Source organism: Streptomyces flavofungini (assembly GCF_014650815.1).
GTDB lineage: Bacteria > Actinomycetota > Actinomycetes > Streptomycetales > Streptomycetaceae > Streptomyces > Streptomyces flavofungini.
On record NZ_BMVR01000003.1, the window covers coordinates 445,332 to 467,693 of the forward strand.

Genomic DNA, 22,362 nt, shown 5'->3' on the forward strand with positions numbered 1-22,362 from the left:
GTCGCGCACGCCAGGGAGACAGGCAGTGGAACTCGCCGAGATGATTCGCGCCCTGCGCGAGGAACTGAACGACGCCTTGGCCGACGGCATCGACGAGCCGGTCCAGTTCGAACTCGGCCCGGTCGAGATCGAGGCGACCGTCGCGGCCGAGCGCACGGCGGGCGGACAGGGAAAGATCCGGTTCTGGGTGGTGGAGGGTGCGGCGGACGCCACGCACTCCGCGGCGCGGACCCAGCGGATCACCCTGACCCTGCAACCCAAGATCCGTACCCGGAACGGGACGTTGACGACCGCGTACGTCGCGGGTGAGGCGGTGGACGGCGAGCGCTGAGGGCCGTCGCGGGGCTCAGGCCTTTTCGGGCAGCCAGTCGCGGGCCGGGTCGTACTCCAGCCACCGGCTCCGCCCCGCCTCCCCGGCGCACGTGGCGGCGAGGGCGCTCAGTCCGGGGTGGGTGTTGCCGGTGCGCCACAGCAGGGACCAGGCGTACAGCGGGGTGGGGTCGACCAGGGGGACGGAGCGGAGGCCGGGGACGTCCGGCAGGGGGACGTCGGCGGGAAGCAGCGAGAAGCGGCGCGGGTGCTGTGCCACCTCGGTGAGGAAGTGGGGCAGGCCCAGGTTGACGCTTCCGGCCCGTTCCCGGATGTCGAAGCGGTCGGCGAACCGGCGCAGGAAGTCGAGGCGGTCCAGGGCTCCGGGGGCCCACAGGACGCTGTCGCGGAGCTGGCCGGGCCGGAGTGCGGGCTCGGCCGCGAGGGGGTGGTCGGTGCTCAGGACGGCGTCGACCGGTTCCAGGCGGACGAGGCGGTGTGTGAGGTCGGCGGGGAGCGGGGGGTGGACGCGGCCGAAGGCGGCGTCGATGTCGCCGTGCAGGAGGGCCGCCAGCGCCGTCGGGAGATCGCGGCCGTGGCCGAGCTCCAGCTCCGGGGCCGGTACGGCGGCTTGGCCCGGTTCCGGCCCCGGGCCCCGTCCGGTGACCTGGGCCAGCGTCCGCATCGGCGCGTACAGATGCCCCCACACGTCGACCCGCAGCGGCCTGTCCTTCCGTACCGTCGCCGCCACCGCGTCATCAGCGGCGGCCAGCACGCGCCGGGCCGGTTCGAGGAAGCCCCGCCCCGCCTCGGTGAGCGCCACCCCGTGGCCGGGGCGGTCGAACAGCTTCGTGCCGAGCAGTGACTCCAGCCGTCCGATCCGCTTGGACAGGGCCTGTTGGGTGATCGCCAGCTTCCCGGCGGCCCGTCCGAAGTGCAGCTCCTGGGCGGCGTACACGAAGGCACGCACCTGCGCCATGTCCAGATCCACGCCCACCACCATAGGTGACAACCGATGGTTGTCGGACTTTCCGGTCCGTTGTTGGATCACTGGGCGGCCGCCGGGATTGCATCGTCGGCATGCGAAGACTGATTCCCACGGGGGAAGCGCCGCGTCCGGTGGAGTTCACCGACGTCCCCCAGCCCGTCCCGGACGCTGACGAGGCGCTGATCAAGGTCGAGGCGTTCGCGCCGAACCGGGGCGAGACGTTCCTCCTGGAACGTCCCGCTCCGGGGCTGCTGCCCGGCAAGGACATCGCGGGCCTCGTCGTCCAGGCCGCCGCGGACGGCTCGGGCCCCGGCGTCGGCACCCGCGTGGCCGGGCATCCGCCGCAGGGCGGCTGGGCCGAGTACGCCGCCGTTCCCACCCACTCCCTCGCCGTGCTCCCGGACGGGATCGACAGCGCCCGGGCGGCGGCCCTGCCCCTGGCGGGGATCACCGCCCTGCGGCTGCTGCGCACGGTGGGCTCGCTGGCCGGTCGGCGGGTGCTGCTGACCGGCGCCTCGGGCGGAGTCGGCCACTACGTCACCGAGCTGGCCGCCGCGGCCGGGGCGGCGCTCACCGTGGTGACGGCCACCCCGGCGCGCGCCGAGCGGCTCGCCGAGCTGGGCGCGGCCGAGGTGGTGCACGAGGTCGTGGCGGCTCGGGGGCCGTTCGATGTCGTGCTGGATTCCACGGGCGGCCCCGAGCTGTCGGCGGCCGTCTCGAAGGTGCGGCCGGGCGGCCTGCTCGTCTGGTTCGGCCAGGCGAGCCGCACCCCGGTCACCCTCGACTTCTTCGACCTCCTCGGCGGACCGGCGGGCGTCACGATCCGGCACTTCCACTACGCGGGCGCCCCCTACGGCCCCGACCTGGCCACGCTGGTGCGGCTCGTGGAGCAGGGGCGGCTGCACCCCGAGATCGACCGGGTCGCCGACTGGAGCGAGACCGCCGACACCCTGGTCGACCTGCGGGAGCGCCGCGTCCGCGGCAAGGCCGTCCTCACCACAGGAGCCGCCCGATGAGCGCCGCCGAGTTCGCCGCCGCCCAGTGGAGCCGCGCCACCGGCACGGGCGTCGACCCGCACGAGTACCAGCGTGTCACCGGGGACCTGGAGTCCGTCGCCGACTGGGGCCCCGCCTGCGTGCGCACCGGACGCGGCTACGTCGAGCGCGTGGGGGGCGGGAAATCTCCCGTATCGGCGGGCGCTGGATCCCTCGCATCGGTGGGCGCGGAATCCCTCGTAGCGGCAGGTGCGGGATCCCCGCTGTCGGCGGGCGAGTGTCTGCTGATGGCAGCCCGGTGGTTCCACCTCGCCACGCTGGCCCCGTACGCCGAAGCGGATCGCGCCGCGGCCGAGGCGGACGACGCGCTGGGCCGGGCGCTCGCCCTGCTGGAGCCCGGCGCCCGGCGCGTGCGCGGCGAGGAGTTCACCGGCTGGCTGCGCGGCCCCGCCGACGCCCCCGGCACCGTGATCGTCGTCCCCGGCCTGGACTCGGCGAAGGAGGAGTTCCTCGACCTGGTGGCCGCGCTGCTGGCCCGCGGCCTCGCCGTGTTCGCGATGGACGGCCCCGGGCAGGGGGCGCTCACCGCCACGACGACCGTGCGCGCGGACTACCACCGAGTCGTCGGCCGCGTCATCGACGCCCTCGGCGTCCCGCGCGTCGGAGTCGTCGGCCTCAGCCTGGGCGGCTACTACGCGGCCGGGACCGCGGCCCTGGAGCCGCGCGTGGCCGCCGCCGCGACCGTCAGCGGCCCCTTCCGCCTGGACTGGGAGGAACTGCCGCAGCCAGTACGGGACATCCTGATCCGGCGCGCGGGCGGCACCGAAGCCGCCCGCGCGTTCGCCCGCCACGTGGACCTCGCCGCGCTGGCCCCCCGCATCACGGCCCCGCTGCTGACCGTCGACGGCGGCCAGGACGTCATCCCCGGCGTCACGAACGGGGAGCCCCTGGCCCGCCTCGCCCCGCGCGGCACCCATGTGTCCGTCCCGCACGGCGACCACCTCCTGGGCAACGCCCGCCCCGACTGGCTGCCTCTCCTGGCGGACTGGATCACCCACGCACTGACTGGAGCACCGGCATGAACCGCTTCACCGGAAAGACCGCCCTCATCACCGGGGGCACCAGCGGCATGGGCCTCGCGACCGCCCACCGCCTCGTCGCCGAGGGTGCCCACGTCGTCGTCACCGGCCGCACCCGCGCCCGGGTGGACGCGGCCGTCGAGGCGCTCGGCCCGAACGCCTCGGGTGCCGTGGCCGACGCCGCCGAACCCGGCGCGACGGACGCCCTGATGGACACCGTCCGCGACCGGCACGGCCACCTCGACTGCCTCTTCGCGAACGCGGGCACCGGTACGTTCCTGCCGTTCGAGGACATCACCGAGGCGGACTTCGACCACGCCGTCGACGTCAACCTCAAGGGCGTGTTCTTCACCGTCCAGAAGGCGCTGCCGCTGCTCGTGGACGGGGGCTCGGTCGTCATCAACGCGTCCTGGACCCTGCACCGGGGCAACAGCATCCTCACCCTGTACTCGGCGACCAAGGCCGCCGCGCACAACCTGGCCCGGACCCTCGCCGCCGGGCTCGCCCCGCGCGGCATCCGCGTCAACTCCGTCAGCCCCGGATACATCGACACCCCCATGTACCCGGCCGCCTCGCTGAGCGACGCGGAAGCGGCGGCGGTGACCGGCCGGATCGTCGCCGCCCGCTTCGGCCGCCCGGAGGAGGTCGCGGCGGCCGTCGCGTTCCTCGCCTCGTCCGACGCGTCCTACGTCAACGGCCAGGACCTGATCGTCGACGGGGGTCTTGTCGGGGCCGTACCCGCCTGACGGCGCTACCGTGGCCCGGACCGCCGACATGCGAAGGAGCCCATGGTGAACGCGCCGATCCGCTGGGGCAGTGAGGATCCCGGACCCTTCTTCCACGGCACGAGGGCCGACGTGGCCGTCGGCTCGCAGCTGGAGCCGGGGTACGGCTCCCACTACGGCAAGGGCGACACGGCGAACTTCGTCTACCTGACCGCCACGCTGGACGCCGCCGTCTGGGGAGCCGAACTGGCCGCCGGCGCGGAGCGCGAGCGGATCTACCTCGTCGAGCCCACCGGCTCCTTCGAGGACGACCCGAATCTCACGGACAAGAGGTTCCCCGGCAACCCGACCCGGTCCTACCGCACCCGCGAGGCCCTGCGCGTCGTCGCGGAGGTCCGGGACTGGCAGGGGCACTCGCCGGAGGCCCTTCAGCACATGCGGGACCACCTCGAAGCGCTCAAGGACCAGGGCGTCGAGGCGATCAACGACTGAGCGGGCGGCCGCCGGGAGGGGACCGGCGAATTACCATGAACCGGTGGAATCGGTTCGAATAGCTCTCCCTCGGCAGCGGCGACGCGCCATGCACCTCGGCCTGGCGGTGCTCACGCTCACGCTCGGACTCATCGCGCTGTTCGTGCTTCCCCAGGCCTACGCGCACACGACCGGGAGCGGCCGCACGGCCACCGCCGTGCTCGCCGCGATCTGGCTGCCGGGCGCCTTCTACACGCTGAACCGCGCGTACGGCACGACCACGCTCACCCCCGAGGGGATGCGGCTCAGGACGGCGGTGAGCCGACGGCGGATTCCGTGGCACACGGTCACCCGCATCGAGGCGGAGCGTCGCACCGGCCGCGGCGGCGTCTCCTGGTGGGTCGCCCGTGCGCACCTGGTCCACGGCCGCCCCGTCGTCCTGCCCGGCGCGCTGGCCGATGGCCGTCAGGACGAGGCGTTCCGGGCGAGCCTGGAGGCGCTCGGGCGGTACGGGGAACGCAACCGTCCCCCGGCGGAAGGCGCCCTCACTTCCCCCGCAGATCCACGATCCGCTTGAACTTGCCCACCGACCGCTCGATGGTCTCCGGGTCGACGACCTCGACGGAGACCGTGACGCCGATGCCGTCCTTCACCGCCGAGGAGATCTCGCGGGCCGCCGTGACGCGCCGCCCGGGCGGGGTCTCCGCACGGGCCTCCACGCACACCGTGAGGGCGTCCATGCGGCCCTCCTTGGTCAGGCGGAGCTGGAAGTGCGGGGCGAGGCCGGGGGTGCGCAGGACGATTTCCTCGATCTGGGTGGGGAAGAGGTTCACACCGCGCAGGATCACCATGTCGTCGCTGCGCCCGGTGACCTTCTCCATGCGCCGGAACACCCGCGCCGTGCCGGGCAGCAGGCGGGTCAGGTCCCGGGTGCGGTAGCGGATGACGGGCAGCGCCTCCTTGGTCAGGGAGGTGAAGACCAGCTCGCCGTGCTCGCCGTCGGGCAGCACCTCGCCGGTGATGGGGTCGACGACCTCCGGGTAGAAGTGGTCCTCCCAGATGTGCAGGCCGTCCTTGGTCTCCACGCACTCCTGGGCGACGCCGGGGCCGATCACCTCCGAGAGGCCGTATATGTCGACGGCGTCGATCGCGAACCGCTCCTCGATCTCGCGCCGCATCTCCTCCGTCCACGGCTCCGCGCCGAAGATGCCGATCTGGAGGGAGGTGGTGCGCGGGTCGATGCCCTGGCGCTCGAACTCCTCCAGGAGGGTGAGCATGTACGAGGGCGTCACCATGATGATCTCGGGGCGGAAGTCCAGGATGAGCTGCACCTGGCGCGCGGTCATGCCACCGGAGGCGGGAATCACCGTGCAGCCGAGCCGCTCCGCGCCGTAGTGCGCGCCGAGCCCGCCCGTGAACAGGCCGTACCCGTACGCCACATGGACCTTCTGCCCCGGCCGCCCGCCCGCCGCCCGGATGGACCGGGCCACGACGTCCGCCCACATGCTCAGGTCCTGCTCGGTGTAGCCGACGACCGTGGGGCGCCCGGTGGTGCCGCTGGACGCGTGCAGCCGCCGCAGCTCGGACTGCTCGACCGCCAGCATCCCGAAGGGGTAGTTCGCCCGCAGGTCCGCCTTCGTGGTGAACGGGAAGCGGGCGAGGTCGGCGAGCGTGTGGCAGTCGTCGGGGCTGAGTCCCGCCGCGTCGAACGCGGCCCGGTAGAAGGGCACGTTCTCGTAGGCGTGCAGCAGCGTGTCCTGGAGCCGGTCCAGCTGCAGCGCCGCCAGTTCCGCGCGGCCGAGCCGCTCCCCCGCGTCCAGCAGTGCCGGTGTGCGCGCCATCTGGAGTACCCCCGTCCCATGCCGGGCGACCGGCCCTTGGCCGATCTTGTGTCGGGGTCAGTTATTCAAGGTTTCATGGCTTCTGGCAAGGGTTTCGTCCGAGGTGGCACGGTCGGTGTCGCGGCGCGTCGCGGCGGGCGGGTGGTTCCCGGGACGGGGGTGGTGTTCCGGTTCCCGCGGGCATCGGATCGTACGGGTGGTGCCGGGGACCGGCGCCGGTCGGCGGCGGCCTCGCGCCGGTCCCCGCGGGGCTCAGAAGTCGTCCGCGGTACGCATCCGCTCCCGGATCCAGGAACCGGCCGGCTTGAGCGGCCCGGTGCCGGTCCAGGGGCCGCCCTTGTCGCAGGTGCCGGTCTTGAAGACGGCGCCGGAGCGGTCGTCGTCGGAGAAGTTCCAGTTGACCCAGCTGATCTTCTTCGAGGCCATCAGGTCCAGGTACTTCTGCGACATGGCGAAGTCGTTCGCGTCCTCGCCCGCGTAGTTCTGGGTGCCGAACTCCGTGACGAAGACGGGGAGCTTGGCGGACGCGCGGGAGAGGGTGTTCAGGTACTCGTCGCGGTGCGAGGCGGCGTAGAAGTGGAAGGTGTACATGATGTTGGCGGCGTTCACCGGGTTGTTGACCACCTCGGACTCGTCGCCGTCCTCCGAGACGCCGAACGAGGACCAGGCGCGGGTGCCGACGAGCACCGGGGCGTTGGCATCGATGTTCCTGATCACCGGGATGATCTGCTCGGCGTAGGACTTGATGCGCGACCAGCTCACGCCGCTGGGCTCGTTGGCTATCTCGTACAGGACGTTGCTCTTGCCCTGGTGCCGCTTGGCGATCTCGGTGAAGAACGTCTTGGCCTTGGACAGGTTGGCGTGCGGGTCGCCGGGGCTGAGCATGTGCCAGTCGACGATCACGTACATGCCGCGCGCGCTGGCCTGCTCGATCAGCGAGTGCGCGAGATCGGTGTACTTCTTGGGGTTGGTCTCGTACCCGCCTTCCTGTACGTACGTGGAGACGCGCAGGACGTCGGCCCCCCAGTCGCCGGAGAGGGCGTCCAGCGAGCTGTTGGTGAGACAGTGCGCGTACCACTGGGTGCCGTGGCTGCTCATGCCGCGCAGTTGGACGGCCTTGCCGTTCTGGTTGCAGAGTTTGGTGCCGCACACGGTGAGCTGGCCGTTCGCGGCGACCGGGGTCGGTGCGGCGGCGCGCGGTGCGGCGGGCTTCGACGCGGTCGCGGCGGCCGGTGGGGCGGCGGAGGCGAGGGCCGCGACGAGGGTGGTGGCGAGAGCGGCGGCCAGACGGGCTGGTCTCATGGGGGACTCCAAGCCATCGAAGGTTAGGAACCTTTCCTAATCAAGAAATAGCAAAGAGCGGGCCCGCCTCACAAGGTGCATGACAAGAGATCCTTTCAGTGGGCTGGCCGGCCGAACAACCCGCTGAACCGGGTCCTCGGGTCGTACGATGGCCGCGTCTTCGCGGGTGCCGACCGGGCGCCCGCGCGCTCAACGGCTGCCGTCGGCAAGGGGACTTCTCGTGCGCGTTGCCTCATCCATCGGACGTCTGCTCGCTTCCGGGGGCATCGCCGTGGCGCTGCTCGCGGGCGGGAGTACGGCCGTCGCGGACTCCGCAGCGCCGGACGCCGTCCGTGTCGTACGGGATGCCGCTCCTGCCAACCCGTACGCGCAACTGCGCCCGCTCTCCGACCTGTCCGTGCGGCGCCTGGCCACCGCCGACCTCGTCGCCGCCGCCAAGTACGGCACCGGCAGTCCCATCGACGACCCCGCGCGCGAGCGTGAGGTACTCGCCGCTGTGGCGCGCCGGGCCGAGCAGGTCGGCGCGGACCCCGAGGTGACCGTGCGGATCTTCCGGGACCAGATCGAGGCCAACAAGGTCGTGCAGCGCGCCCTGCACCGGCGGTGGGACGCCGACCCGGCGTCGGCCCCGACCGAGCGGCCCGACCTGGCGAAGGTGCGCGAGGAGATCAACCGCGTCAACGGCGAGCTGGTCCACGCCATCGCGGCGTCGGAGCCCGCCCGCACCGCCCCGTACTGCCGGGGGCTGCTCACCGCGGCCACCGCCCAGGTGCGGTACGAGCGGCACCTCGACGTGCTGCACACGGTGGCGCTGGTGCGGGCGTCGCGGTCGGTGTGCGGCTGACGGCTGATGGCTGCCGAGCCGGGTCGGGACGGGGCTCGGGGGGTGCGGAGGGCGGGCGGGTGACGGGCCGTGGCGGCTACGCCTCGGCCGCCACCGCCCGCGCCCAGCGATAGTCCGCCTTGCCGCTCGGCGAGCGCTGGATGTGGTCCGTGAAGACCACCGCCCGCGGGATCTTGTACCCGGCGAGGTGCGTGCGGCAGTGCGTCTGGAGGGTGGAGAGATCCAACCTCTGTGCTCCGTCACGGAGTTGGACGACCGCAGCGACCCGGTTGCCCCACCGCTCGTCCGGTACTCCGGCGACCAGCGCGTCATAGACGTCGGGGTGGGACTTGAGGGCCTGCTCGACCTCCTCCGGGTACACCTTCTCGCCGCCCGTGTTGATGCACTGCGAACCGCGCCCGAGGACCGTCACGATGCCCTCGGCGTCGACCGTCGCCATGTCGCCGAGCAGCACCCAGCGCTCGTCGCCGCGCTGGAAGAAGGTCTCGGCGGTCTTGCGGGCGTCGTTGTAGTAGCCGAGCGGTACGTGGCCGCGCTGGGCGATGCGTCCCGGTTCGCCGGGCGCCACCGGGGCGTACGTCGCCGGATCCACCACCTGGGTGCGGGAGTTGACCTGGATCCGGAACCCCTTCTGCGGTCCTGAGTCGGCCGTCGCGGTGCCGTTGAAGCCGGACTCGGACGAGCCGAAGTTGTTGAGCAGCAGCACGTTGGGGGCGAGCGCGGCGAACTGGGCGCGGACCGTCTCCGACATGATCGCGCCGGACGAGGAGACGCTGAAGAGGGCGGAGAGGTCGGTCCCGCGCAGCGGGCCGTTGAGGGCGTCGATGAGGGGCCGCAGCATCGCGTCGCCCACCAGGGACACGCTGGTGACCTTCTCCTCGGCGATGGTGCGCAGCGCCTCCTCGGGGGCGAACTTGCGGTGGATGACGAGGCGTTGGCCGAAGTTGAAGCAGATGAAGGCGGTGAGCGTGGACGTGCCGTGCATCAGGGGCGGGGTGGGGAAGAAGGTGATGCCGTCGCCCCCGGCCGCCACCCGCTCGGCGACCTCCTGCGGGCTCGTCACCGGCTCACCGGTCGGGGCGCCACCGCCGAGTCCCGAGAAGAACAGGTCCTCCTGACGCCACATCACCCCCTTGGGCATGCCCGTCGTGCCGCCGGTGTAGATGATGAACAGGTCGTCCGCCGAGCGCTCCGGGAACCCGCGCTCCGGCGACCCGGACGCCTCCGCCTCCGTGTACGCCACCGCGTCCGGACCCGGCGTGCCGGGCGGTGCCTCGCCGACCCGGATCAGATGCCGCAGCTTCTCCGCGCGCGGCAGCGCGGCGGCCACCCGCCCGCCGAACTCCGCGTCGAAGACCAGCGCGGCCAGGTCGGCGTCCCGGTACAGGTACGCCAACTCCTCCTCCACGTACCGGTAGTTGACGTTGACCGGCACGATCCGCGCCTTGAGGCAGGCAAGCACCGTCTGGAGGTACTCGACGCCGTTGTAGAGGTGCAGGCCCAGGTGCTCGCCCGGCTTGATGCCGTGGTCCATCAGGTGGTGCGCGAGGCGGTTGGCGGCCGCGTCCAGCTCCGCGTAGGTCAGGCGGCGCTCCGCGCCCGTGCCGGGGTGGTCGATGTACAGCAGCGCGGCCCGGTCGGGCACCACGTCCACGACCGACTCGAACAGGTCGGCAAGGTTGTACTCCACCGCTCCTCCTGACCCCGGCGCCATCCGTGGCGGTCATGAGAGCAGAGCCGCGCACAAGTGGGAAGGGGCCCCGTAGAAGAAAACTGACTACCTGTCAGAAAACTATTGAACTGGCACCCCGCCTCCTGCAACCTGTTCCAGGTCTGACGACGGGAGGACGGCTATGGGTGGTACGGAACATCTCTCCGTGCGGCGCGAAGGCGCCACGCTGATACTCACGCTCGACCGGCCGGAGGCCAGGAACGCGCTCTCGCTGCCGATGCTGGTCGGCCTGTACGACGGGTGGGTGGCCGCCGACGAGGACGACGCGGTGCGCTCGGTCGTGCTCACCGGTGCGGGCGGCGCCTTCTGCGCCGGGATGGACCTGAAGGCGCTCGCGGGTGGCGGCATGGTGGGCGAGGAGTACCGGGACCGGCTCAAGGCCGACCCGGACCTGCACTGGAAGGCCATGCTGCGCCACCACCGCCCCCGCAAACCCGTGGTCGCCGCCGTCGAGGGCGCCTGCGTGGCCGGTGGCACCGAGATCCTGCAGGGCACCGACATCCGGGTCGCGGGGGAGTCCGCGACCTTCGGGCTCTTCGAGGTCAAGCGCGGCCTGTTCCCCATCGGCGGCTCCACGGTGCGCCTGCAGCGGCAGATCCCGCGCACCCACGCCCTGGAGATGCTGCTCACCGGCCGCCCGTACACGGCCGCGGAGGCCGCCGCCGTCGGCCTGATCGGCCATGTCGTACCCGACGGCACCGCCCTGGAGCGGGCCCTCGCCATCGCCGAGCGGATCAACGCCTGCGGGCCGCTGGCCGTCGAGGCCGTGAAGGCCTCGGTGTACGAGACCGCCGACCTGACGGAGGCCGACGGCCTCGCGGCCGAACTGCGGCGCGGCTGGCCGGTGTTCGACACCGCCGACGCGAAGGAGGGCGCCCGCGCCTTCGCCGAGAAGCGCCCGCCCGTCTACCGCCGCGCCTGACCCGAGGAGCCACCCCCGTGACCGAAGTCCTCAGCGCCCCCCTGGTCGTCGAGTTCCCCTTCACCCGCTCCGTCGGCCCCGTCCAGTCCGCCTTCCTCACCGGCCTGCGCGAACGCACCCTGCTCGGCGTGCGCGCCGCCGACGGCACGGTCCTGGTGCCGCCCGTCGAGTACGACCCGGCGACCGCGGCCGAGCTGCGCGACCTGGTCGAGGTCGCCCCCACCGGCACCGTCACCACCTGGGCCTGGAACCCCGGACCCCGCCGCGGTCAGCCCCTCGACACGCCCTTCGCCTGGGTCCTGGTGCGCCTCGACGGCGCCGACACCGCCCTGCTGCACGCCCTCGACGCCCCGGACCCGGACGCCGTGCGCACCGGCCTGCGCGTCCGCGTCCGCTGGGCCGCCGAACGCACCGGCGCCATCACGGACATCGCCTGCTTCGAACCGTACGAAGGAGATGTGATGGTTCATCAGGCTCCGTCCCACAGTGGTGAGTTCGTTGGCGAGGCTGTCACCGGGATCGTCGCGCCCGCCCGGCTCGACTACACCTACAGCCCCGGCCGCGCCCAGTCCCAGTACATCCGCGCCCTGTCCGGACACAGGACGGTCGGCGAGCGCTGCCCGTCCTGCCGCAAGGTGTACGTGCCGCCGCGCGGGGCCTGCCCCACCTGCGGCGTCGCCACCGCCGAGCAGGTGGAGGTCGGACCGCGCGGCACCGTCACCACCTTCTGCATCGTCAACATCAAGGCGAAGGGCCTCGACATCGAAGTGCCCTACGTCTACGCGCACATCGCCCTCGACGGCGCCGACCTCGCCCTGCACGCCCGGATCGCGGGCATTCCCTACGACCGGGTCCGGATGGGCCTGCGCGTCGAACCCGTGTGGGCCGATTCCGCCACGGGCAGCCGCTACCCCGACCACTACCGGCCCACCGGCGAGCCCGACGCCGACTACGACACGTACAAGGAGCTGGTGTAGATGGCGGCCGCCGCGCACGGGGCACGGGACGTCGCGATCGTCGCCTTCGGGCAGAGCGACCACCGGCGAAGCACGGACGAGCTGTCCGAGGTCGAGCTGCTCATGCCCGTCCTGCACGAAGTCCTCGCCGCCACCGGCCTGAAGACCGGCGACATCGGCTTCACCTGCTCGGGCTCCTCCGACTACCTCGCCGGGCGCGCCTTCTCCTTCACCATGGCCCTCGACGGCGTCGGCGCCTGGCCGCCGATCTCCGAGTCGCACGTGGAGATGGACGGCGCCTGGGCGCTGTACGAGGCGTGGGTGAAGCTCCAGACCGGCGAGTGCGACACCGCGCTCGTCTACTCCTACGGCAAGTCGTCGCCCGGGTCGGTGCGCGACGTTCTGACCCGCCAGCTCGACCCGTACTACGTGGCGCCGCTGTGGCCGGACTCCGTCGCGCTCGCGGCACTCCAGGCGCGGGCGCTGATCGACGCGGGCGACACGGACGAGCGCGCCCTGGCCGGGGTCGCGACCCGCAGCCGCACCGCCGCCCGCACCAACCCCCACGCGCAGCTCCGGGGCTCGGTGCCGCACGGCGGCTACGTCGTACATCCCCTGCGTACCGGGGACTGCCCGCCGATCGGCGACGGCGCCGCCGCCGTCGTCCTCGCCGCGGGGGAGCGGGCCCGGGAGCTGTGCGGGCGGCCCGCGTGGATCCGCGGCATCGACCACCGCATCGAACCGCACAGCCTCGGCGTGCGCGACCTCACGGACTCAGTCTCCACGCGCCTCGCCGCCGAGCGCGCCGGAGCTTTCGAACGGCCTGTCGACACCGCCGAGTTGCACGCGCCGTTCACCTCGCAGGAGGTCGTCCTGCGTAAGGCGCTGCGCCTCGGCGACCAGGTGACCGTCAACCCGTCCGGCGGCGCCCTCGCCGCCAACCCGGTGATGGCCGCCGGGCTGATCCGGCTCGGCGAGGCCGCGGCCCGCATCCACCGGGGCGCGTCCGAGCGGGCCCTCGCCCACGCCACCTCCGGCCCCTGTCTGCAACAGAACCTGGTCGCCGTCCTGGAAGGAGATCCGCGATGAGCGGCGCGTCAGCGAGCACGAGGGTGGCCAAGGAGCCCGTCGCCGTCGTCGGGATCGGGCAGACCAAGCACGTCGCCGCCCGGCGGGACGTGTCGATCGCGGGCCTGGTCCGCGAGGCCGCCCACCGCGCCCTGCGGGACGCCGAGTTGACGTGGGCCGACATCGACGCCGTCGTCATCGGCAAGGCGCCCGACTTCTTCGAGGGCGTGATGATGCCCGAGCTGTACCTCGCCGACGCGCTCGGCGCCGTCGGCAAGCCCATGCTGCGCGTCCACACCGCGGGCTCCGTCGGCGGCTCCACCGCGCTCGTCGCCGCGAACCTCGTCGCGGGCCGCGTCCACGGCACCGTCCTCACCCTGGCCTTCGAAAAGCAGTCGGAATCCAACGCGATGTGGGGCCTCTCGCTGCCCGTGCCGTTCCAGCAGCCGCTGCTCGCGGGCGCGGGCGGATTCTTCGCACCGCACATCCGCGCGTACATGCGGCGCACCGGCGCCCCCGACACGATCGGCTCGCTCGTCGCGTACAAGGACCGGCGCAACGCCCTGAAGAACCCCTACGCGCACCTGCACGAGCACGACATCACCCTGGAGAAGGTGCAGTCGGCGCCGATGCTCTGGGACCCCGTCCGCTACTCCGAGACCTGCCCGTCCTCCGACGGCGCCTGCGCGATGGTCCTCACCGACCGCGCGGGCGCGGCCCGGGCGCCGCGGCCGCCCGCCTGGATGCACGGCGGCGCGATGCGCAGCGAGCCCACCATGTTCGCGGGCAAGGACTTCGTGTCGCCCCGGGCGGGGAAGGACTGCGCGGCCGACGTCTACCGGCAGGCGGGCATCGCCGACCCGCGCCGCGAGATCGACGCCGTCGAGATGTACGTGCCGTTCTCCTGGTACGAGCCGATGTGGCTGGAGAACCTGGGCTTCGCCGCCGAGGGCGAGGGCTGGAAGCTCACCGAGTCCGGCGTGACAGAACTGGACGGTGACCTTCCGGTGAATATGTCGGGCGGTGTCCTGTCGACCAACCCCATCGGGGCGTCCGGCATGATCCGCTTCGCCGAGGCCGCGCTCCAGGTGCGCGGACAGGCCGGCGAGCACCAAGTGGCCGGTACCCGCAAGGCACTTGGGCACGCCTACGGAGGAGGCTCGCAGTTCTTCTCCATGTGGCTGGTCGGCGCGGAGCCGCCCACGACGTGAGGGGCACTCCCGGCGGGCGCGATTCCGCCCGCCGCGGTGGCCGGTGCCGCGGCCTGTGCTGCGCCGGGGGTGAAAGCTAGGCTGGCGGCGGACGACGCATCGGGAGGAGCACGGACGTGGCCGACAGCACCATCATCCAGCAGCATCCGCTCGCGGGTTGGGACAAGCCGGACCTCGACCTCAGCAGCGCCGAATGGCGGTCGAGCAGTGAAGGTCGCGGTGATGTGGAGATCGCCTTCGTCGAGGGGTTCATCGCGATGCGCAACGGCGGCCGGCCGGAGAGCCCGTCCCTGATCTTCACCCCCGCCGAGTGGGGCGCGTTCGTGCACGGGGCGCGTGAGGGCCGGTTCGACCTGACGTAGGACGTGTGGCGGCGCCCGTGCGCCGCGACGGGCCGCGGCCCCGGTCTCCCTTATGCGGGGGGCCGGGGCCGCGGTGACGTCCAGGGGAGTCCGGGGGCGCCGTCAGCCGGCTGCGGGCGCGGCCAGGTCGTCCTGGCCCTCGACGAAGGTGCCGAGCACCTCGATGTCCCCGATCCGCCCCGGCTCCACCTGCCGCGGGTCGTCGCCGAGGACGACCAGGTCGGCGCGTTTGCCGGGTGTGATGCTGCCCGCGCTGTCCTCCCAGTGGCAGGCGTACGCGGCGTCGACGGTGTACGCCCGCAGCGCCGCGTCCACGTCGATGGCCTCGCCGGGTCCGATGGCCTGCCCCGACGCGGAGGCCCGCTCGACCATGAACTGGACGGCCCGCAGCGGCGCCCCGTCGGCGACGGGCCGGTCCGAACTGCCCACCAGGCGCACCCCGTGGTCGAGGAAGCCCCGGCCCCGGTACATCCACGGCGCCCGCTCCGCGCCCATGATCGTGGCGTAGTCGTCGCCGAAGTACCGCAGGAAGCTGGGCTGGACGACGGCCGTGACGCCGAGCTCGGCGAACCGGCGGAGCTGGTCCGGGCGCACCAGGCCCGCGTGCTCCACGCGGTGGCGGGCGTCGGGGCGGGGGCGGGAGCGCTGTGCCGCCTCCAGGCCGTCGAGGGCGACGTCGACCGCGCGGTCGCCGATGGCGTGGACGGCGAGCTGCCAGCCCGCGCGGTGGCCCGCCACGATGGTGTCCTTGAGCAGGTCGGGGGCCATCTGGAGCTGCCCGTTCGACTCGCTGCCCACGTACGGGTCGGTGAGCGCCGCCGTCCGCGCCATCATGCCGCCGTCGGTGAACACCTTCAGGGCGCCGAGGGAGAGACCGCCGTCGCCGAAGCCCGTGCGCAGGCCGAGCCCGAAGGCGCGGGTCGTGGTGTCCGCGCGTGCCGCCTCGACCGGACGCAGCGCGTCGGCGGCCACCATGAGCTGTACGCGGACGGGCAACCGGCCGGACTCGTGGGCGAGTTGGTACGCGGCGGCCTCGATGGGGCTGTGCGCGAACAGCTCGCTGCCGATGCCCGCCTCCACGACGGCCGTCACGCCCTCGGACCGGCACCCGCGCGCCGCGTGCTCGATGGCGTCGGCGAGTTCACCGAGCGCGTGCGGCGGACGGAGCCGCAGGACGGCCCCCATGTCCTCCTCGGCGAGGAACCCGTCCGAGCCCGCGGCATGCGGCGGGAGCAGGTCCAGGATCGCCGTGTTGACCAGGCACGCGTGCCCCGAGATGTGCCCCAGGTACACCTTGCGGCCCGCGCTCACCGCGTCCAGTTCCTTGGCGGTCAGGGGCCGGTCCAGCTCGCGCTGGTCGTAATCGGCCAAGGTCACCCAGCCGTCACCGGGCGCCGCCGCGACAGCGTCGGCCACCACCGCGAGCACATCGTCGACGCGGCTGCTGGGCGCCACGCTCGGCACCTTGGCCTTCAGGCCCGCCCAGACGAGATGGACATGGCTGTCGATGAAGCCGGGCAGCACGGTCGCGCCGCCCAGGTCCACGACGCGACGGGCCGCAAGCCCCGCCACATCGGCGTCGAGCCCGACGATCCGCCCGCGCCAGATGCCGAGTTCACGGGCGGTGGGGCGGTCCGGGTCCATCGTGACGACGCGGGCGTTGGTGATCCTGGTGCAGAGCACGTACCGGTCCCTTCGAGGCAGCGGAGCGTCGGGTCCGATCTTTTGATCCGTACGGGATTCCGACGGGCTATTGTTCTATTATTAGGTGAGGCTAGCCTAAGTTTCTTTGGTGGTGGGTTGGTGGAAGACGAACGGGTGGGGCGGCGGGAGGCCGCGGTCAACCGCCTTGAGGTCTGGGCCGATGGTGTGGTCGCGGGCCTCGACGCGCAAGAAGATATCGATCGTTCCTTATTGCAGGCCCTGCGGGTGGACCCGAGCCTGCGCGAGGAGACCGTGGTGCGCAGGGCCGACGCGTTGCGTGCTGCGGCGCTCGGCCTCGGGCAGGCGGGCTGCGCCGCGGCGGCGGGCGTGACGGAGCGCCTCCTGCTCAACTGGCAGGCGCAGGACGCCTCGTTCGCGGAGGCCATGGCGGCGGCGAGTCTGATGGCGGCGCGTGAGCGCGAGCGGGGCCGCCCGGTGGTGGCCTCGGCCGGGCCGGGCGCGGCGGCCCTGCGGGTCGTCCTGCGGGCCGTGCGCGACGGGGTCGCCCAGCCGTCCGCCGCCGTACTCGGTGGGTGGTCGGAGCGGTCCTTCCTGCGGCTGCGCCGACGCAGTCCGGAGGTCGCGGCGCTGCTGGCCGCCGCTCGGCGCGCGCGGGCGCGGGCCCGGCGGGCGGAGCGGCGCGGGGGGCCCGGGGGCGGTCGGGGGTACCGGCTGGTGCGGGTCGACGACGGGCCGCTGGCGCACGCGCGGGGTGCGGGGGACGCGTGAGGAGCGCGGGGGTGCCGCCGGGGGGGCGACCCGCGCCCCGAAGGCGCGGGCCGCTGCGCGTCAGCCGCGCGTGGCCTCCCGCAGGCTCCTGGGTCGCAGGTCGGTCCAGTTGGCCTCGACGTGGTCCAGGCAGGACTGCCGGTCGGCCGGGCCGTGGGCCACGGTCCAGCCGGCCGGTACCTCGGCGAACTCGGGCCACAGGCTGTGCTGGCCTTCGTCGTTGACGAGCACGGAGAACCGGCCGTCGGTGTCGTCGAAGGGGTTGCTCATCTGCGGTCTCTCCTCGATGTCGGTGGTCCGGAGATCGGTGCGGGCGCCGTCCGGAGATCGGTCCCATAGTAAGGTAAGGGTTGCCTAATCAGATGGTCGGTCCGGGGAGTGGACGGGGGAGTCCGGCGCGCGCCGCCCCGCGCGCCTCCTGGGCGGGCTCGGCGGCTCGGGAGGCATGCCGGTGAACCTCGCGCTCGCCGAGGACGGGGTCGCCCCTCGGGTATGCCCGGTCGGGTCAGGACGGGCGAGCCGTCAGATACCCGCCCATCGTGCGGAAGTAGTCCGTCGCCGCGTGCTCCGTCCCGTCCTCCGTCCGCACCCGCCTGACCGCGAGCCCGTGCCGGTGGCCGGTGCGCGCGTCGGCACCGGCGACGATGACGACCGCGTCGTCCTCACGGATGAAGATCCGCCCGGGAGTTCCGCCGTACCGGCCCCGGGACACCGCCGCCTCCACGATCCGCAGCGGCTTGCCGCGGTGGTGCGTGAAGGCGTTGGGGTAGGGGTCGCACTGGGCGCGCACGAGGCGGTCCAGGTCCTCGGCGGGCCAGGTCCAGTCGATGCGGCTGTCCTCCAGGGCACGTTTGTGGAAGAAACTGGCCCGCGACCGGTCCTGCGGGGTCCACACCGCCGTGCCCGCGGCGATCAGGTCGAGCGCGTCGCGCACGATCGGCCCGATCAGGTCGACCGTCGCGCGGAACAGGTCGGCGGCCGTGTCCCGCGGGCCGACGGCCACCGCGCGCTGGAGGAGGACGTCGCCCATGTCCAGGTCGGCGTCCATGCGGTGGGCGGTGACGCCGACTTCGGGCTCGCCGTTGATGAGGGCCCAGATCAGCGGGGAGAAGCCGGCGTAGGTCGGGAGCAGCGAGTCGTGTACGTTCAGCGTGCCGTGCCGGGGGAGGTCGAAGATCTCCGGGGGCAGCCAGGTGCGCCAGTTGTTGGCGACGATGAGGTCCGGTTCGACCGACTTGAGGGTTTCGAGCAGTTCGGCGTCGCCGGGGCGGTTGCGCAGCAGCACGGGCACCTCGTGCCGCGCGGCGAGGTCGGCCACCGAGTCGTCCCAGATCTTCTCGTACGCGTGGTCGCTCTTCGGGTGCGTGACGACGAGGGTCACGTCGTGCTCGGAGTCAAGGAGTGCCTGCAGTGTGCGGTGGCCCCACGTCTGATAGCCGAACATGACGACCCGCATGTGAATCCTCCTCAGACATTGCAAGGTAAGGCTAACCTTATCTAACATGTGCCTGCTTAGGGAGGCGATGACGCGGGTGAACACCTTGCACAGCGAACAGGATTCGACGTACGACGGCACGGAGCCGGGAAGCGGCGGCACGGGGTCGGCACACGGGGGACCGGAAGTGACGTACGACGTCCTGGGAATCGGCTTCGGGCCGTCGAACCTCGCCCTCGCGATCGCGGTCGAGGAGCACAACGCGCAGGCGGCCGAGGGCGACCGGATACGCGCCGGATTCCTGGAGAAGCAGCCGAGGTTCGGCTGGCACCGGGGCATGCTGATCGACGACGCGACGATGCAGGTGTCCTTCCTGAAGGACCTGGTCACCATGCGCGACCCGAAGAGCAGCTACAGCTTCCTGTGCTACCTGCAGGACCGTGACCGCCTGGTGGACTTCCTCAACCAGAAGACGCTCTTCCCGCTGCGCATCGAGTTCCATGACTACCTGGAGTGGGCCGCGGGGCGCGTCGCCGGGCTCGTCGAGTACTCCTGCGAGGTCGTCGCCGTGCGGCCGGTGACCGAGAACGGCGAGGTCGTCGCCTTCGACGTGGTCAGCCGTGACCCGGGCAGCCCGGACGGGAAGATCGTGCGCCGGGCCCGCAGCCTCTGCGTGGCCACCGGCATGGAGCCGCACCTGCCGCCCAGCGCGGCCCGCTCCGAACGGGTCTTCCACAACAGCGAGTTGATCCCCCGGGTCGGCGCGCTCCTCGACGAGGGCACCGAGGTGCGCCGCGCCGTCGTCCTCGGCGCGGGCCAGAGCGCCGCCGAGAGCGTGGACTACCTGCACCGGCACTTCCCCGACGCCGAGATCTGCTCGGTGTTCGCGAAGTACGGCTACACGCCCGCCGACGACAGCCCGTTCGCGAACCGGATCTTCGACCCGGAGGCCGTGGACATCTTCTACAACGCGCCGCCGGAGGTGAAGCAGTCCCTCTTCGACTACCACCGCGGCACCAACTACTCGGTGGTCGACATGGACCTCATCGAGTCGCTCTCGCGCACCATGTACCAGGAGAAGGTGCAGGGGCGGCAGCGGATGCGCATGCTCAACGTCTCCCGCATCCGCGAGATAGAGGCCCACGACGACGGCCTGCGGGTGGGCATCGAGTACCTGCCCACCGCCGAACGCGACGTCCTGAACGCCGACCTCCTGGTCTGCGCGACCGGCTACCAGCCGCGCGGCATCGACGAACGCATGGGCGAACTCGGCAAGCTGTGCCGCCGCGACGACGAGGACGCTCTCGTCGTCGGCCGCGACCACCGCGTCGCCACGCACGCCAATGTCGCCGCCGACATCTACCTCCAGGGCGGCACGGAACACACCCACGGCCTCACCTCGACCCTTCTGTCGAACACGGCCGTCAGGGCGGGTGAGATCCGCGCGTCCCTGATCGAGCGGCGTCGGCGGGAGCCGGTGCTGAAGGGGTAGCGGCCGACGCGGCACCTCGGCTGTGCCAGTGCGCCAACCACGCGGCACTGGCGCAGCACCACGCCGCGCTAGCGCAGCACCACGCAGCCCCGTGCGCGCAGTGCCGCCACGGTGTCCGCGCCGCCCCGCACGTCGTTCCAGCGCAGGTCCAGCTTCTCCAGGGACGGCAACGCGGCCAGCCAGCACGGCACTTCGCGCAGCCGGTTGGCCCGCAGGTCGAGGCGGCGCAGGCGGGGCAGCCCGCGCAGGGCGTCCGGCACGGTCTCGAACGCGTTCTCCCGGAGCTCCAGTTCGCGGAGTTCGCCGAGCCGGCGTACGCCGTCGGGGAGCGTGGTCAGCCGGTTGCCGCGCAGCCACAGCTCGCGCAGCCGACGCAGGCCGCCGAGCGTCGCGGGCAGCGCGGTGAGCCGGTTGTGCTGGGCGCGCAGCTCGACGAGGGCCGTCATGCGGCCGAGTGCGTCCGGCAGGGCGCCGAGCCGGTTCTCGCCCACGTTCAGGTAGGCGAGCCGGTTCAGGCCACCCAGCTCCTCGGGCAGCGCGGTGAGGCGGTTGTCGTGCAGATAGAGGAAATCGGTCAGTGCGGGCAGGTCGCCGAGCTCCGGCGGGACCTCGGTCAACTGGTTGTGGCCGAGGTCCAGGGTGCGCAGGGCCGTGAGGGCGGCGACGCGGGCGGGCAGGTGCGCGAGCGCGTTGTCGGCGAGGAGCAGCGACTCCAGGTGGGGCGTGTCCCACACCGATTCCGGTACGGCGTCGATTCCGGCGCGCCAGTAGTCCCGTACGGTCCCGTCCGTCATCGCGAGCCACCCCCCGGCTAATGGTTGCCGTGGAACCTATCATTAGCCCCATGCCCGAGCCGTCCGAGTCGCCCGCACCGCGTGGGCGGTCAGCGTCGCCCTCCCCGGAGGCCGCGCGGACCGCCCCCACCGCCACCCTCCTGACCCTCGGCCTCGCCGCCACCGTCCGTCACGACGGGCACGGTGGCGTCGCCGACGATCTCGACGTGCCGGACGGCCTCACCGCCTGGGTCCGTGCCCACGCGGGGGCGCTGCCCGGTGCCCTCGCCGCCGGGCGGTTTCGGGCCGACCAGAGCGCGCTGGACGCAGTACGGGGGGTGCGTGCCGCCGTCCGTGCGCTGTTCGCACACGCGGTGCGTCCGGGAGCGCCGAGTCCCGCCGACGCCCGGCGACTGCTGCCCCTCGGTCAGGCCGTGGCCAGGCTCAATGAGGCCGCCGCCGGGGTGCCCACGGTGCCCGTGCTGAGCTGGCCGCGGGGCGCCGGTCCCGTCGTCCGGGACGAGCCGATCGCCCCGGGGACGTCGGTCGCGTGCACGGACCTCCTGCTCGCCGCCCTCGCCCGCGCCGCGCTGACCTTCCTCACCGGCCCCGACCGGGAGCGCCTGCGCGCCTGCCACGCGCCCCGCTGTGTGCGGTACTTCCTGAAGGATCACCCGCGCCAGGAGTGGTGCCGCCCCGCGTGCGGCAACCGCGCCCGGGTGGCCCGCCACCACGAGCGCAATCGGGGCCCCGGCTGAGCCGGGCCCGGCCGCGATCCACACGCTCACCGGCGCTTTCCCGGCGCCGCCCCCGGGCCGGGGCGGGCGCGCCGGACACGTACCATGGCGGCATGTCCTTCCTCCGTCGCCGCAGCTCCGCCACACCCGCGGGCCCGGACTTCGATGTCCTGGCCATGGACCCGGGTGACTGGCCCGGCAATCTCGGCGCCGGCCTGCTGCCGGCGCCCGACGGCAGCTGTCAGGGCGTCTTCCTGCGCTACGACCTGTTCGGCGGCCGTGGCCCCGCGATGGTGATCGGCAATCTGCCGGAGGGCTCCCCGGCCCGCGACCTCGCCGACGGCGAGGTGCCCTTCGAGGTGGCGCAGCTGCTGCTCGCGCTGGAGAACGACGAGGAGGTCACCGTCGTCGCCAGTGAGGACGTGCCGGTGATGCAGGGCGACAACCTCCTGATCGTGCGCCGTCTGCGGCTCTCCGAAAGCCGCGTCTCCTGCGTGCAGTTCGACCGCAGCGACAACGTCCTGGTGACCATCGCGGCCTGGGACCGCCCCATCACGGACGACCTGTACGCGCTCCTCAAGCCGCTGCCCGCGGAGCTGTTCCAGCAGGGCTGACGGCCCGGCCGGGCCGACGGAGCCCGGAAGCCCGGCGCCGCGTCGGAGCCCGACGCCCTCCGCCCCGGACGTC

The 22,362-nt window shown here is 72.8% G+C and carries 24 protein-coding genes; 16 read left to right on the plus strand and 8 right to left on the minus strand.

The annotated features are described in order from the left end of the window. Positions 1–25 precede the first annotated feature (25 nt). Positions 26–331, plus strand: coding sequence for a trypco2 family protein (locus IE274_RS09250; RefSeq protein WP_229909397.1), 306 nt, complete (start codon positions 26–28; stop codon positions 329–331). A gap of 15 nt (positions 332–346) precedes the next feature. On the opposite strand, the gene IE274_RS09255 is transcribed toward IE274_RS09250, so the two are convergent. Beyond that, positions 347–1,300 carry a LysR family transcriptional regulator gene (locus IE274_RS09255; protein ID WP_190115127.1) on the minus strand — a complete coding sequence of 318 codons (954 nt, stop codon included), beginning with the start codon at positions 1,298–1,300 and terminating at the stop codon, positions 347–349. Between the two features lie 89 nt (positions 1,301–1,389). Here IE274_RS09255 and IE274_RS09260 point away from each other — a divergent pair, with 89 nt between their 5' ends. From IE274_RS09260 to IE274_RS09280, 5 genes are all read left to right on the plus strand, one after another. Next, complete coding sequence (locus IE274_RS09260; RefSeq protein WP_190115128.1) at positions 1,390–2,313, plus strand: zinc-binding dehydrogenase; 924 nt, start codon at positions 1,390–1,392, stop codon at positions 2,311–2,313. Further along, complete coding sequence (locus IE274_RS09265; protein WP_190115129.1) at positions 2,310–3,374, plus strand: alpha/beta hydrolase family protein; 1,065 nt, start codon at positions 2,310–2,312, stop codon at positions 3,372–3,374. The genes IE274_RS09260 and IE274_RS09265 overlap by 4 nt, the downstream gene beginning before the upstream one ends. Then, positions 3,371–4,117: an SDR family NAD(P)-dependent oxidoreductase gene (locus IE274_RS09270; RefSeq protein ID WP_190115130.1), complete on the plus strand. Its 747-nt coding sequence runs from the start codon at positions 3,371–3,373 to the stop codon at positions 4,115–4,117. The genes IE274_RS09265 and IE274_RS09270 overlap by 4 nt, the downstream gene beginning before the upstream one ends. A 42-nt stretch (positions 4,118–4,159) precedes the next feature. Continuing rightward, positions 4,160–4,588: an NAD(+)--rifampin ADP-ribosyltransferase gene (gene arr, locus IE274_RS09275; RefSeq protein WP_190115131.1), complete on the plus strand. Its 429-nt coding sequence runs from the start codon at positions 4,160–4,162 to the stop codon at positions 4,586–4,588. A gap of 88 nt (positions 4,589–4,676) precedes the next feature. Continuing rightward, positions 4,677–5,144, plus strand: coding sequence for a PH domain-containing protein (locus IE274_RS09280; RefSeq protein WP_190115132.1), 468 nt, complete (start codon positions 4,677–4,679; stop codon positions 5,142–5,144). On the opposite strand, the gene paaK is transcribed toward IE274_RS09280, so the two are convergent. After that, positions 5,113–6,408: a phenylacetate--CoA ligase PaaK gene (paaK, locus tag IE274_RS09285; RefSeq protein WP_190115133.1), complete on the minus strand. Its 1,296-nt coding sequence runs from the start codon at positions 6,406–6,408 to the stop codon at positions 5,113–5,115. The genes IE274_RS09280 and paaK overlap by 32 nt on opposite strands. A gap of 252 nt (positions 6,409–6,660) precedes the next feature. Continuing rightward, the gene (locus IE274_RS09290; protein WP_190115134.1) at positions 6,661–7,710 is read right to left on the minus strand and encodes a glycoside hydrolase family 5 protein; all 1,050 of its coding nucleotides are present in this window, start codon (positions 7,708–7,710) and stop codon (positions 6,661–6,663) included. A gap of 220 nt (positions 7,711–7,930) precedes the next feature. On the opposite strand from IE274_RS09290, the gene IE274_RS09295 reads away from it, so the two are divergent. After that, entirely contained in the window at positions 7,931–8,554 is a 624-nt protein-coding gene (locus tag IE274_RS09295; RefSeq protein ID WP_229909398.1) for a chorismate mutase, read from the plus strand. A gap of 76 nt (positions 8,555–8,630) precedes the next feature. Here the strand turns inward: IE274_RS09295 and IE274_RS09300 are convergent, their stop codons facing one another. Further along, positions 8,631–10,244 (minus strand): acyl-CoA synthetase, encoded by a 1,614-nt coding sequence (locus IE274_RS09300; protein ID WP_190115136.1) that lies wholly within the window; start codon positions 10,242–10,244, stop codon positions 8,631–8,633. A 163-nt stretch (positions 10,245–10,407) separates the two neighbouring features. Here IE274_RS09300 and IE274_RS09305 point away from each other — a divergent pair, with 163 nt between their 5' ends. The 5 genes from IE274_RS09305 to IE274_RS09325 all read left to right on the plus strand — a co-directional run bounded on the left by IE274_RS09305 (position 10,408) and on the right by IE274_RS09325 (position 14,805). Further along, the gene (locus IE274_RS09305) at positions 10,408–11,208 is read left to right on the plus strand and encodes a crotonase/enoyl-CoA hydratase family protein (RefSeq protein WP_190115137.1); all 801 of its coding nucleotides are present in this window, start codon (positions 10,408–10,410) and stop codon (positions 11,206–11,208) included. 17 nt (positions 11,209–11,225) lie between these two features. Beyond that, positions 11,226–12,185, plus strand: a complete 960-nt coding sequence (locus IE274_RS09310) for a Zn-ribbon domain-containing OB-fold protein (protein ID WP_190115138.1) — start codon at positions 11,226–11,228, stop codon at positions 12,183–12,185. Beyond that, positions 12,186–13,253 (plus strand): thiolase family protein, encoded by a 1,068-nt coding sequence (locus IE274_RS09315; protein ID WP_190115139.1) that lies wholly within the window; start codon positions 12,186–12,188, stop codon positions 13,251–13,253. It abuts the gene before it with no gap. Positions 13,254–13,276: 23 nt separating this feature from the next. Beyond that, entirely contained in the window at positions 13,277–14,443 is a 1,167-nt protein-coding gene (locus IE274_RS09320) for a thiolase family protein (protein ID WP_190115359.1), read from the plus strand. 116 nt (positions 14,444–14,559) lie between these two features. Further along, positions 14,560–14,805 carry a DUF397 domain-containing protein gene (locus tag IE274_RS09325; protein ID WP_190115140.1) on the plus strand — a complete coding sequence of 82 codons (246 nt, stop codon included), beginning with the start codon at positions 14,560–14,562 and terminating at the stop codon, positions 14,803–14,805. Between the two features lie 102 nt (positions 14,806–14,907). On the opposite strand, the gene IE274_RS09330 is transcribed toward IE274_RS09325, so the two are convergent. Then, entirely contained in the window at positions 14,908–16,488 is a 1,581-nt protein-coding gene (locus IE274_RS09330; RefSeq protein ID WP_190115141.1) for an amidohydrolase, read from the minus strand. A gap of 120 nt (positions 16,489–16,608) precedes the next feature. On the opposite strand from IE274_RS09330, the gene IE274_RS09335 reads away from it, so the two are divergent. Then, positions 16,609–17,238: a hypothetical protein gene (locus IE274_RS09335; protein WP_190115142.1), complete on the plus strand. Its 630-nt coding sequence runs from the start codon at positions 16,609–16,611 to the stop codon at positions 17,236–17,238. A 60-nt stretch (positions 17,239–17,298) separates the two neighbouring features. On the opposite strand, the gene IE274_RS09340 is transcribed toward IE274_RS09335, so the two are convergent. Further along, on the minus strand, positions 17,299–17,508 hold the full coding sequence (locus IE274_RS09340; protein WP_190115143.1) for an MbtH family protein: 210 nt from the start codon (positions 17,506–17,508) through the stop codon (positions 17,299–17,301). A 235-nt stretch (positions 17,509–17,743) separates the two neighbouring features. Beyond that, complete coding sequence (locus IE274_RS09345; protein ID WP_190115144.1) at positions 17,744–18,694, minus strand: methionyl-tRNA formyltransferase; 951 nt, start codon at positions 18,692–18,694, stop codon at positions 17,744–17,746. Positions 18,695–18,740: 46 nt separating this feature from the next. Here IE274_RS09345 and IE274_RS09350 point away from each other — a divergent pair, with 46 nt between their 5' ends. After that, on the plus strand, positions 18,741–20,165 hold the full coding sequence (locus tag IE274_RS09350; protein ID WP_229909399.1) for a lysine N(6)-hydroxylase/L-ornithine N(5)-oxygenase family protein: 1,425 nt from the start codon (positions 18,741–18,743) through the stop codon (positions 20,163–20,165). A 68-nt stretch (positions 20,166–20,233) separates the two neighbouring features. Here IE274_RS09350 and IE274_RS09355 read toward each other — a convergent pair whose 3' ends face one another. Beyond that, positions 20,234–20,959 (minus strand): leucine-rich repeat domain-containing protein, encoded by a 726-nt coding sequence (locus tag IE274_RS09355; protein WP_190115145.1) that lies wholly within the window; start codon positions 20,957–20,959, stop codon positions 20,234–20,236. 50 nt (positions 20,960–21,009) lie between these two features. Between IE274_RS09355 and IE274_RS09360 the strand changes: the two genes are divergently transcribed. Together IE274_RS09360 and IE274_RS09365 are read left to right on the plus strand one after the other, a co-directional pair. Further along, a complete protein-coding gene (locus IE274_RS09360) occupies positions 21,010–21,696 on the plus strand; it encodes a CGNR zinc finger domain-containing protein (protein WP_190115146.1) in 687 nt (228 codons plus the stop codon). Positions 21,697–21,788: 92 nt separating this feature from the next. Then, a complete protein-coding gene (locus tag IE274_RS09365; RefSeq protein ID WP_190115147.1) occupies positions 21,789–22,289 on the plus strand; it encodes a hypothetical protein in 501 nt (166 codons plus the stop codon). Positions 22,290–22,362 lie beyond the last annotated feature (73 nt).